8 protein-coding genes are annotated in these 11,709 nt (G+C 68.0%); 6 read left to right on the forward strand and 2 right to left on the reverse strand.

Annotation, left to right across the window (positions count from 1 at the left end):
* The first annotated feature begins 7 nt into the window (after positions 1 to 7).
* From ACIA49_RS37775 to ACIA49_RS37785, 3 genes are all read left to right on the forward strand, one after another.
* Complete coding sequence (locus ACIA49_RS37775; protein ID WP_396383089.1) at positions 8 to 1,105, forward strand: hypothetical protein; 1,098 nt, start codon at positions 8 to 10, stop codon at positions 1,103 to 1,105.
* Between the two features lie 263 nt (positions 1,106 to 1,368).
* Positions 1,369 to 1,881: a SigE family RNA polymerase sigma factor gene (locus ACIA49_RS37780; protein ID WP_396383090.1), complete on the forward strand. Its 513-nt coding sequence runs from the start codon at positions 1,369 to 1,371 to the stop codon at positions 1,879 to 1,881.
* Complete coding sequence (locus ACIA49_RS37785) at positions 1,878 to 2,627, forward strand: hypothetical protein (RefSeq protein WP_396383091.1); 750 nt, start codon at positions 1,878 to 1,880, stop codon at positions 2,625 to 2,627. The genes ACIA49_RS37780 and ACIA49_RS37785 overlap by 4 nt, the downstream gene beginning before the upstream one ends.
* Positions 2,628 to 2,650: 23 nt before the next feature.
* Here ACIA49_RS37785 and ACIA49_RS37790 read toward each other — a convergent pair whose 3' ends face one another.
* Positions 2,651 to 6,526 carry a GH92 family glycosyl hydrolase gene (locus ACIA49_RS37790; protein ID WP_396383092.1) on the reverse strand — a complete coding sequence of 1,292 codons (3,876 nt, stop codon included), beginning with the start codon at positions 6,524 to 6,526 and terminating at the stop codon, positions 2,651 to 2,653.
* 481 nt (positions 6,527 to 7,007) lie between these two features.
* Between ACIA49_RS37790 and ACIA49_RS37795 the strand changes: the two genes are divergently transcribed.
* A complete protein-coding gene (locus ACIA49_RS37795) occupies positions 7,008 to 7,922 on the forward strand; it encodes an NAD-dependent epimerase/dehydratase family protein (protein ID WP_396383093.1) in 915 nt (304 codons plus the stop codon).
* On the forward strand, positions 7,898 to 10,000 hold the full coding sequence (locus ACIA49_RS37800) for a glycosyltransferase family 2 protein (RefSeq protein ID WP_396383094.1): 2,103 nt from the start codon (positions 7,898 to 7,900) through the stop codon (positions 9,998 to 10,000). The genes ACIA49_RS37795 and ACIA49_RS37800 overlap by 25 nt, the downstream gene beginning before the upstream one ends.
* Here ACIA49_RS37800 and ACIA49_RS37805 read toward each other — a convergent pair.
* On the reverse strand, positions 9,936 to 10,400 hold the full coding sequence (locus ACIA49_RS37805; RefSeq protein WP_396383095.1) for a GtrA family protein: 465 nt from the start codon (positions 10,398 to 10,400) through the stop codon (positions 9,936 to 9,938). The two genes, ACIA49_RS37800 and ACIA49_RS37805, sit on opposite strands and share 65 nt — an antisense overlap.
* 132 nt (positions 10,401 to 10,532) lie before the next feature.
* Between ACIA49_RS37805 and ACIA49_RS37810 the strand changes: the two genes are divergently transcribed.
* Positions 10,533 to 11,681 (forward strand): NAD-dependent epimerase/dehydratase family protein, encoded by a 1,149-nt coding sequence (locus ACIA49_RS37810; RefSeq protein WP_396383096.1) that lies wholly within the window; start codon positions 10,533 to 10,535, stop codon positions 11,679 to 11,681.
* Positions 11,682 to 11,709 lie beyond the last annotated feature (28 nt).

The raw sequence follows: 11,709 nt of genomic DNA on the forward strand, positions 1-11,709 counted from the left end.
GGCGGCCATGACGCGCGAGGTGCTCGGGTGGTGGCTGGTCACCCGGATGGGGCTGTTCGTGCTGTCCGTTTCGGCGCCGCTGCTGTTCAACCGCGGGAGCGACTACCCGAACGTCTGGCGCGCCTGGGTGCAGTGGGACGTCTGGCACCTGAAGGCACTCGCGGAGTACGGCTACACCCACGGTGAGCCGTCGCAGGCGCCGCTCGCGGCGTTCTTCCCCGGTTTCCCGCTCCTGGTCCACATCGTCCAGTGGTCCGGCATCGGGTACTTCGGTGCCGGCATCGTCGTCTCGGCCGCGGCCAGTGCGATCGCGGGCGTCTACCTCGCCCGGCTCGCGCAGTACGAGTTCCCGGAGCTCAAGGGCCTCGGCCCGAATGCGGCCGTGGTCTGGTTCGGCGCTCCGGTCGGCGTCTTCCTCGCGGCCGGGTACACCGAGTCCCTGTTCTGCGCCTTCGCCTTCCCCGCGTGGCTAGCCGCGCGGCAGGGCCGCTGGGCCCGGGCGGCTGTCTTCGTCGGGCTGGCCGCGACCGTCCGCGTCTCCGGGATCTTCCTGGCCTTCGCGCTGGTGGTCGAGTTCCTCACCTCGAAGAAGCGCGACTGGCCGTCGGCTCCGTGGCTGCTGCTGCCCGCCGTACCGGTGCTCGGGTTCATGGCCTACCTGAAGGAGGTCTACGGCTCCTGGTTCGCCTGGCAGCAGGCGCAGGAGAAGGGGTGGCAGCGGGAGTTCACCTGGCCGTGGACTGCGCTCTCGCACACCTTCGACGCCGCGTCGACCGGCTATTTCTCCGGGGACCGCAGCGACTGGACCTGGATGTTCCGGGCCGAGCTCGTCGCGCTGGTGATCGGTCTGATCGTGCTCGGCTGGCTGCTCTGGCGCCGTTCTTGGGGTGAAGCCGCCTGGATCGCCGCCACGGTTGGAGCCTTCTGTACGTCGTATTGGGTCTACTCGCTGACCCGGGCCACCCTGCTCTGGTGGCCGCTCTGGATCGGCCTGGCCGTCGTCGTACACCGGCATCGCTGGCTCGGGCGGCTCTACCTCGCGGTGGCGATCCCACTGGCCGCGATCTGGGCGGCTGCCTATTTCACCGGCCGCTGGGCCGGGTGACTTTGTCCGGCATATGGACTCTTTGGACTGAAAGGCAACCCCTCGCTGGTTCCGGCCGTCGATAGGGGTGAAGGGGTGGCAGTCCGGGCGGGGACCGCCACCCCTCCTCACTTTCCGGCGGAACCTCTCAGGGGCAGGCTCCGCCGGGTGGACCACAACGGGCGGCGACCGATTTCCGGTCGCCGCCCGAGGTCTTTTGCAACCTCCACCGGTGCGCACCCAGTAGATGCAGGGTGAGATCACCGACGAAGGGAGGGCGGACCGTGAGCGATCGCGAAGCGGAGTTCCTCGAGTACGTGACCGCGCACCGCGGCCGAATGCTCCGGACGGCGCGGCTACTGGCGTCGGGGGACGACCACTGGGCCGAGGACCTGGTGCAGGTCGCACTCACCAGGCTGTACGTGCACTGGGCGAAGGTCCGGCACGACGAGGGCCCGGAGCGGTATGCCCACCGCATCCTGGTCAACGCGTTCCTCGACGAACGGCGCCGGATGTTCCGCCGCCGGGAGGCCTCGACCGAGCGCCTGTACGACGCCGCGCCGCCGTCCGGTGTGGACCCGGCGGACCGGCTGACGGTGCTGGCCGCGCTCGCCGCGCTGCCCCGCCGGCAGCACGCCGTGGTCGTACTGCGGTTCTTCCGCGACTTCGATGTCCGGACCACCGCCGAACTGATGGGGTGCACCGAAGGCACGGTCAAGTCCCAGACGTCCCGCGCCCTCGCGACGATGCGCGATCTCCTGCACGAACCCCTCGAGACGATGGAGAGCCTGCGATGACCGACCTCAAGTCCCTGCTCGACGACGCCGCGGGCCAGGAGCCCGCCCTGACCGACACCGATCTGACCGCTGACCTCGACCGCGGCCGCCGCGCCGTCCGACGCCGTCGGATCACCGGGATCGGCGCCGGAGCCGTGGCGACCGCCGCCGTGATCGGCGTCGGCTGGGCCCTGCTCCCCGGCCTGCCGACGGCGACCCCCGAGCCCCAGGTCGCCTCGGCCACCCCGACGCCGACCACCCCGAACACTCCGAAGCCGACCCCCATGCTCCGCCCACCGAGCCGGCCTTCGGGACCACTGCCCCCGAAGCCCGCCGTACCGGTGGAGCTGGTGGCTCGGACCACACCCTTCCCAGGCGGCGTCACCTGTGACCTGGTCCCGAAGGGCTGGGCGATCAAGCTCTTCCAGGGCGGTGAGTACGAGCAGCTTGAGTTGTACGACCCGAACCTGCGCAACCCCGAGCAGTATCGCGACCACACCTACGAGGTCAACCTCCGCTGGGCGCTCATGCGGGACGAGGGCCACGGGCTGGTGCCGGACAAGTTCGGCGTGCCCTGGACCGAACTGCCGCACGTGAAGGCCGGCAGCAAGGACGCCGTGAGTACCGACCAGGACGGGCTGAGTGAGGTCTTCGTCCGGCAGACCAAGACCGGTGCGCGCGTCATCGTGGTGACCAACGACGCGGTCAACCTCGGCTGGGACGAGAAGACCCTGCTGAAGTTCGCCGGTTCCTGCAGCCACAAGTAGCGGCAGGAACCGGCGACTCGCGATCAGCCGTAGTTGCGGTCGATCGGCTGGGACGGGGTCGGGCTCGGCCGGGTCTGCGCGATCCGCTGGTCACTCGGATGCGTGCCGGTCTCGATTCCCTTCAGCGTGCCGAGCAGTTCGAACTCGGCCAGCGTCACTCCGTCGGTCCCGGCCGGCGTCAGCACCAGCCGGTACTGCGTGTAGGCCTTCGGCGACGCGACACTGAAGGACCGCGTGTACGACGTCCATGGCCAGGTGACCCCGGTCCGTTTGTCGACGGTGCTCCACGTGGTCCCGTCGTTCGACCCCTCGAGCGTCCAGCCGGACGGCGCCGTACCGGTGGTGCCGTTGGTCAGCGTGTACATGCCGACCGGGCGACCCTGCTGGAGGGCGACCGTCACGGTGGGCTTGTCACCGGTGAGGGTGACCTGGGTCTTCGCGTTGTTGTCGGTCAGCGCGGTCACATCCGCGGGGCCGGTGACGACGGCGCCCTCGTCCGAGGTGGAGTCCCGCCACGTGCTCGGGTCCTGGCCGGGGGTGGTGATCGACGGCGGGGCGTCGTTGCGGCCGGTACCCCAGTTCGACGGCTTGTCCGTCATCTCGAACTCGATCTTCCCGCCGCCGGCGATCAGCGCGTGCGGCAGGTTCGTCGACGTCCACTTCTTGCCGTTGATCCGGACGCTCTTCACGTAGACGTTCTTCGTGCTGTTGTTCGGAGCGCTGACCACCAGCTTCTTCCCGCCCGGCAGCCGGACGGTCGCCTTCTTGAACAGCGGCGAACCGATCGCGTACGTCGGCGATCCCACCTGCAGCGGGTAGAAGCCGAGCGAGCTGAACAGGTACCAGGCGGACATCTCACCGTTGTCCTCGTCACCCGGGTACCCCTGGCCGATCTCCGAGCCCAGGTAGAGCCGCGAGACGGCCTCGCGGACGAGGGCCTGCGTCTTCCACGGCTGACCGGCGAAGTCGTACATGTAGGTCAGGTGGTGCGACGGCTGGTTGCTGTGCCCGTACTGACCCATCCGGACGTCGCGTGCCTCGAGCATCTCGTGGATCGTGCCGCCGTACCCGCCCGTGTGCAGGGCGTCCTCCGGCGTCGAGAAGAACTCGTCGAGCTTCTTGGCCAGCCCGTCGCGGCCGCCGTACAGGGCCGCGATGCCGGCGCCGTCCTGCGGTGCGGAGAACGCCATGTTCCACGCGTTGGTCTCGGTGTAGTCGTTGCCCCAGTCGCGCGGGTCGAACTGCGCCGGCGACGTGCCCCAGACCCCGTCCGGAGCCTTGCCCTGGAAGAAGCCCAGCGTCGGGTCGAACAGCGTGACGTAGTTGCGGGCCCGGTTCAGGAAGTACTTGTAGTTGTCCAGGTACTCCTGCTTGCGCGGGTCGCTCTTCTTCGCCTTGTCGTACAGGGACTTCGACATGTTCGCGATGCCGAAGTCGTTGATGTAGCCGTCCATCGACCAGCTGTAGCCCTCACCGGTGGTGTTGGCCGTGTAGCCGTTGAACGTGGACAGGTCCATGCCCTTGCGGCCGACGTTCTCCGTCGGCGGTACGACGGTCGCGTTCTTCACCGCGGCGTCGTACATGGCCTGGACGTCGATGCCCTTGATCCCCTTCAGGTAGGCGTCGGCGAAGGCCACGTCGGACGACGTACCGACCATCAGGTTGGCGTAGCCCGGCGAGGACCAGCGGGAGATCCAGCCGCCGTCCTTGTACTGCTGGACGAAACCGTTGACCAGGTCGGCGGCCTCGTCCTGGGCGAACAGCGAGTACGCCGGCCACACCGTGCGGTAGGTGTCCCAGAAGCCGTTGTTCACGAAGGTCTGACCGGCCACGATCTTCGAGCCGGTCGTGGTCGGCGTGTCCGCGCCGACCTTCGGCGAGGTCGGTGAGGCGTAGGTGATGACCGGCTTGGACTTGGTGCCGGTGTTCTCCGAGCCGTTGTTCGGGTAGAGGAACAGGCGGTACAGGTTCGAGTAGAGCGTGGTCAGCTGGTCCGCGGTGGCACCTTCGACCTCGATCGTGCGCAGCTTGGCGTCCCACAAGTCCTGGGCCGCGTCCTTCACCTTGCCGAACTTCGACCCGGCCGGCAGCTCCATCTCGAGGCTCTTGCGGGCCTGTTCGGTGCTGATCAGCGAGGTCGCCAGCCGCAGCTGCACGTGGGTGACCTTGGGGTCGAAGCCGAAGTAGCCGCCGACATTCGCGCCGCCACCGTTCGACAGCTTGCCGGAGGCAACGACCTTCTGGTCGACGACGCCGTACACGAACAGCCGGCCGGCGCCGGTCGACAGCCCGCTCTTCACGTCGCTGAAGCCGGTGACGACTCCCGTCTCCGGGTCGAGCGTCAGACCGCCCTCGTTGGTCGCGTTGTCGAAGACCAGCGACGCGCCGCCCTTCGGGAAGCTGAACCGCAGCATCGCCGCGTGGTCGGTCGGCGCGATCTCCGCCGCGTTCCCGTTGTCGAACTCGACGCCGTAGTAGTACGGCCGGGCGACCTCGTTGTCGTGGCTGAACGTCCAGGCCCGGTCGGCCCGGTTCGCGGTGGGCGTGGCCGCGGTCGACGGCATCACCTGGAAGGTCTGCCGGTCACCCATCCACGGGCTGGGCTCGTGGCTGATCGAGAGCGCCTGCAGCGACGGCCGGTTCTCGGCGTCGTTCGCCTTGGCGTAGTCGTACAGCCAGGAGCGCGATCCGGCGTTCGTGACCGGGGTCCAGAAGTTGAAGCCGTGCGGTACGGCGGTCGCCGGGAAGTTGTTGCCCCGCGAGAACCCGCCGGTCGCGTTGGTGCCCCGGGTGGTCAGCGCCAGATCGGACGGGTGCTTCGCCGCCGTGCGAGCAGCGGCATCGTCAGGGTTCACAGCCCCGGCGATCCGGATGTCGTCGACCCAGCCGCGGAAGTCGGCGGGGCCGCTCGGCTTGTCGTAGCCGATCAGGATCCGCTTGATCCGCTTGCCGGCCGCGACCTTGCCGAGGTCGGCCTCGATGTTGTTCCACTGGTTCGTGGACAGCGCCTTGGAGTCACCCTGACCGCGCGGGCTGAGCCCGAAGCCGTGGTGGTCCTTCGCCCTCAGGTCGCTCAGGTACGTCCCGTCCGAGAACAGCAGGTCGATCGCGGTGTACGTGCTCGGGTAGCTGAGGTCACCGTCGATGAACTCGGGGAAGATCTTGTACGACAGCCGGGTGTCCCGGCCGACCGACAGGTCGACGTCCGAGATCTTGTTCCAGGTGTAGCCCCGGCCGGTCGCGGTCTGGTGCCCGGCGAACCGGAACGACTTGACGCCGGTGAAGCCGACCCGGGCGCGGGCGTTGTAGGCGCTGGTCGGGCCCGAGTCCAGGCGCGACTCGGCGACCGGACCCGGCGGCGGCAGCGGGGCGCCGTTCGACAGGTACCAGTCGGCGAGCTGGACGATGTCCTCGCCGTGGTTGAGCGTGACGTCGAACTTGAAGAACTTGTACGCCGTCTCGTTCGCGAAACTGTATTCCTTGGTCTGGAACCGGTTCTCGAAGCTCTGACCGGTCTGGGTGTCGAGCACGGTCCAGTCGGTGCCGTTGTTCGAGCCCTGGACGGTCCAGTTCTGCGGGTCGCGGCCGTCGGCGTCGTTGGCCGAGGTGAGCGCGTACTTCCGGATCACGACCGGGGCCGAGGTCTCGTAGTTCAGCCAGCCGGTCTTGGTGAAGACCAGCCACTTGGTGAACTTGTCGCCGTCGGCGGCGTTGGAGGCGATCTCGCCGCCGCCGGTGTTCTCACCGCTCGCGGTGACCTTGGTGACCTTGTCCATCTCGCTGCCGCCGACGCCGGTCGGCGTCGGGCCCTGGACACCGTCCGCCTTCTCGGCGGTGTCGGTGTATCCCGGCTGCGGCTGCCCGGACTCGAAGGACGTGAAGAACGAGGTCCCGCTCACCACGGGCTCGTTGTGACTGGCCGAGGTGCTCGGGGGGACGGCATGCGCTGACGTCATAGCAGGTGACATTGTCACAACCAACCCGAGCGACGCGACGACCCCGAGTGCCCCACGCCGGTAGTTCTTCGGCGCTTGCGGCGCCCAGGCACGCACCTCGCGGCAGCGGAGGAACAGCCACGATGGAAAAGCATCGAGGCTGCCCCTCCGCCACCACGATGCACGCGCCTGAACACCGCAATCACTCGAACAACTACCGACGTGGGGCACTGGTGGGCGGCGGAGATTCATCCACGCTCCTTGCACGGCCGGACCGGCGCGCCAGCCTGAGCTGTCGTGCCGGAGGTTTTACGCGGCCCCGATGACAAGGTTGTCAGCCCGCGTCCGGGGTGATCTTCCCTATCTTCATGACGCTTGGTCAAGGCCTTGTCGCGGACCGCTTCCGGCTACGCCTCAGTTGCCGGGTCCGCGTAGGTTGATCGCTGTGTCATTTGAGAGCGCGACGGAACGGGTGCTGGTCACAGGTGCGGCAGGCTTCATCGGGCGGGCGGTGGTCAAGGCCCTGCGGGAGCGCGACGTACCGGTGACGGCCGTGGACCGGGAGCCGCCGGACCCCACGTGGGACGACGGCGTGACCGTGGTGACCGGGGACCTGGCCAACCAGGAGGTCTGCATCGGCGCTTTCGAGACCCGGCCGACCGCAGTGGTCCACCTGGCCGCCCTGACCTCCGTACTGCGCTCTGTGGACGCCCCGATGGCGACGTTCGCGCAGAACGTGACCATCACCCAGGTGCTGCTGGAGCTGTCCCGAGGCAGTGGTGTGGACCGGTTCGTGCTCGCCTCGACCAATGCGGTCGTCGGAGACGTCGGTACGGCGACCATCACCTCCGAACTGCCGCTCCGCCCGCTCACGCCGTACGGGGCGACCAAGGCAGCCGGGGAGATGCTGCTCGCGGCGTACTCGGGTAGCTACGGCATGGCGACCGCCGCGCTGCGGTTCACGAACGTCTACGGACCGGGCATGTCCCACAAGGACAGCTTCGTGCCGCGGATGATGCGCGCTGCGCTCGCCGGTACCGGAGTGCGGGTGCACGGCGACGGCACTCAGCGCCGGGACCTCGTCTACATCGACGACGTGGTGAACGCCGTACTGCTCGCACTCGAGACCGACTTCAACGGGCGCGCGATCATCGGCTCCGGCCGGTCGGTGTCGGTGCTGGAGATGATCGAGGCGGTCCGCACGGCGACCGGCAAGCCGCTCCCGGCCGAGCACATCGAGGCCCCGGCCGGCGAGATGCCCGCAGTGATCGTGGACATCACGAACGACCTCGGGTACGCCCCGACGGTCGAGCTGGACGAGGGCCTGGCGCGGACGTGGCAGTACTTCCAGCAGTCCTGAGACGCCACTGGCTGCTGGCCGTCTTCCTGGTGGCCGGTACGGCGTTACGCGTGCTGGCGACGATCGCGTACCAGCCGGGGATCATCTATGTGGACTCGCAGCAGTACCTGTTCAACATAGAGCTGCTCAAGCCGGACCAGCTCAACCCGATCGGCTACTCGATCGCACTGAAGCCACTGATCGACCTGGGCGGCATCACGTTCGTGGTGATCGTGCAGCACGTGGCCGGGCTGCTGATGGGGATCGCCATCTACGCCCTGGCCCGGCGGCTGACCGCCTACCGCTGGCTGTCCGCGCTGGCCGCAGCTCCGCTGTTGCTGGACGCCTACCAGGTCCAGATCGAGCAGAACGTGATGGCCGAGACGCTGTTCGACGTACTGCTCGTCGGCATCCTCTGGTTGCTCCTCGCCAAGCTGAACTGGAAGACGGCTGCCGCAGTCGGTGTCCTCGTAGGCGCTGCCTTCTCCGTCCGAGCCATCGGCGTCACTCTGCTGCTCGCTGTGGTCCTGTACGTCGGCTGGCGGCGGGCGCTGGTGGTCATAGCCGGGTTTGCCGTGGTGGCTGGTGCCTACGTCGGCTACTTCCACGCGGAGACCGGCCGCTGGGGTTTCACCGGTGCTGGAAGCCAGGTGCTCTACGGGCGGACCGCAGTGGTCGCGGACTGTGCTCCAAGCCCGCTCTGCCCGAAGGAACCGCTCGGCCAGCGACAGGGCGTCGACTACTACGCTCACACCCCACTCCCCGCCGGTACGACGCCGGCGCAGGCCACGGCGTTCGCCCATGAGGTCATCAAGCACCAGCCGCTCGACGTCGCCTGGGCCGTGCTGAAGGACTTCGCCAAGGGATTCGCCCCCACCCGGACCACCTCACCGAACGACGTACCGCTCAGCCGGTGGCAGTTCCAGCTCACCTACCCGAACCTCCAGGACATCAACACGGCTGCCTTCGCGGTGAAGTTCGGCGGCGAGGAGCCGCAGGTAGTCCACACGCCCGCAGCGATCCTCCGCGCGTACCAGCTGAACGGTGGCTACACATCGGGGACGCTGCTCGGGCTGGGGGCGCTGATCGCGCTGGTCGCCGGGGTGCATGGCAGAGGCACCCGTCGAGCCTCGGAGGCGGCGATCGCGCGCGCCGCGCTGTTCCCGGCCGCGGCCGGCATCGTTCTGCTGCTCGGCTCCGCAGCATTCGAGTTCTCCTGGCGGTACCAGCTTCCAGCGCTCGTGTTCTTCCCGCTCGCGGGCGCGATCGGCCTGCGCGCACTCCTCGGCAAGGACCAGGCTCGCCCCGCACTCGCCGCCTATCCGGACCCGGTGGACGCCCAGGCCACCAAGGGATTCACCAAGGCCTTCGCGCCGATCGTCGTGGTGATTGCCGCCTACAACGAAGCCGGTGGCATCGGCCCGGTGCTGGCCAACATGCCGAAGATCTGCGCAGGCATGCCGGTCGACGTCCTCGTCGTGGTCGACGGCGCGACCGATGACACCGCGGCGATTGCCCAGCAGGCTGGAGCCTCCGTGGTGGTTGCCGACAGCAACCGTGGACAGGGGGCCGCGCTGCGTCTCGGGTATCACGTTGCGGCGCAGGGCGGAGCGCAGTACATCGTCACGACGGACGCGGATGGTCAGTACGCCAACGACGAACTCGACGTACTGCTGCAGCCGATTCTCGACGACCGCGCGGACTTCGTCACCGGGTCGCGCCGGCTCGGCGCCGAGGATGCGGACAGTCGACTGCGCTGGCTCGGCGTGCGCGTCTTCGCCGTACTGGCGTCGATCCTGACCAGGCGGCGGCTGACCGACACGTCGTTCGGGTTCCGCGCGATGCGGGCCGAGCTCGCGACCGCGGTCACGCTGCGCGAGCCGCAGTACCAGTCCTCGGAGCTCCTGCTCGGAGTGCTCGCGCAGAAGGCGCGCGTGGTCGAGCTGCCGATGACGATGCGTCGGCGGGGCGACGGAACCAGCAAGAAGGGCCCCGGCCTCGTGTACGGCGCGAACTACGCGAGGGTGATGACCACTACGTGGCTGCGGGAGTACGTACTGCGACGGGCTCGGCGAACACCCAGCGGTCGAACAGCTTGAACTTGACCACGAACAGCACCGCGAAGGTGAGGAAGTACGAGCTGCTGACCAGCATGGTCTGCCAGAACAGCGAGTCGATCCACGCCTGCGCGGCCTTGTCGGTGAGGCTGGTGACCAGTGCGGCGACGGCGGCGTTCCCGACCACGATGATTGCGTAGGGCAACACTCTGCCGCGGCGTTCCCAGGCCCAGCGGCGGGTCAGCACGTAGTTCGGGATCCCGCCGGCCACCCAGGCGACCACGGTGGCCAGCAGTGGCGCGGCGCCGAACCAGTAACACAGCGCGAAGGCGACCTGACTCACCGCCGTGGAGATCACCGAGGATGCCGAGTACTTCGCCCACAGCAACAATCGGCTCCGGCGCAGGCCGAAGCGCCTCGCGAGCCGTCGGTGGATGCGCACGGCACCCATTGTGCACCAGGGCAGAAGGCCGCATTCACAGGCAATTGCCAGGCTTCTTGAGGTTGCGCGGTCGGGACCCGGGATAGGAATGAAAGTGAGCCAATATCCCCAGACCGGAAGGCGGCGAGCGCTGTGCGCGTACTCGTCCTGGGCGGTGACGGTTACCTAGGGTGGCCGACCGCGTTGCATCTGTCCGATCGCGGCCACGACCTCGCGGTCCTGGACAACTACGCCCGCCGCGGTTACGACCGCGAGCTGGGCGTGCAGAGTCTGGTGCCGATCGAGGACCTCGACACCAGAGTCGCAGCCTGGAAGGAGGTGTCCGGGCACAGCATCACGCCGTACGTCGGTGATCTGCTGGACGCGGAGTTCCTCGCCACGGTGGTGCAGGACTTCGCGCCTGAAGCGATCGTTCATTTCGCCGAGCAGCGGGCGGCGCCGTACTCGATGATCGACCGGCAGCATGCGGTCTACACCCAGCAGAACAACGTGATCGGCACGCTGAACCTGATGTACGCGATCGCCGAACACGACCCGGAGATCCACCTGGTCAAACTCGGCACGATGGGGGAGTACGGCACTCCGAACATCGACATCGAGGAGGGCTGGCTCGAGGTCACCCACAACGGGCGGACCGACCGGATGCTCTACCCGAAGAAGCCGGGCTCGTTCTACCACCTGAGCAAGGTGCACGACTCGCACAACCTTGAGTTCGGCTGTCGCGTCTGGGGATTGCGCGTCACGGATCTCAACCAGGGCGTGGTCTACGGGCAGCAGACCGACCAGACGGTGCTCGATCCGCGGCTGGCGACCCGGTTCGACTACGACGCGGTCTTCGGCACCGTGCTCAACCGCTTCGTCATCCAGGCCGTGCTCGGCGAGCCGCTCACCGTGTACGGCGCGGGCGGGCAGACGCGAGGCTTCCTGGACATCCGGGACACCGTCGAGTGCATCCGGCTCGCGGTCGAGAACCCGGCCGATGCAGGTGAGTTCCGGGTCTTCAATCAGATGACCGAGAGCTATTCGGTCAGTCAGCTGGCGACCCTGGTGGCCGAATGCTTCCCCGGTCCGGTGCAGGTCGAGCACCTGGAGAACCCGCGGGTCGAGCAGGCCGAGCACTACTACAACGTCAAGCACACCGGTCTGGTCGGGCTCGGTCTGCAACCGCATCTGTTGTCGGAGACGCTGATCGAGTCGATGTTCGACATTGTTGCCGCCAACAAGGATCGGGTCAGCCTGGAGGCGTTGCTGCCAACAGTGAACTGGCGGGTCGCACCTTAGACCGCACGAGCTCGGCGAACCGGCGCGC

It is taken from the genome of Kribbella sp. NPDC051587, from assembly GCF_044453945.1.
Lineage (GTDB): Bacteria > Actinomycetota > Actinomycetes > Propionibacteriales > Kribbellaceae > Kribbella.

Coding starts and splice junctions, on each gene's coding strand:
- ACIA49_RS37785 (WP_396383091.1), top strand. CDS start 1,878: ATGACCGACCTCAAGTCCCTGCTCGACGACGCCGCGGGCCAGGAGCCC.
- ACIA49_RS37775 (WP_396383089.1), top strand. CDS start 8: ATGACGCGCGAGGTGCTCGGGTGGTGGCTGGTCACCCGGATGGGGCTG.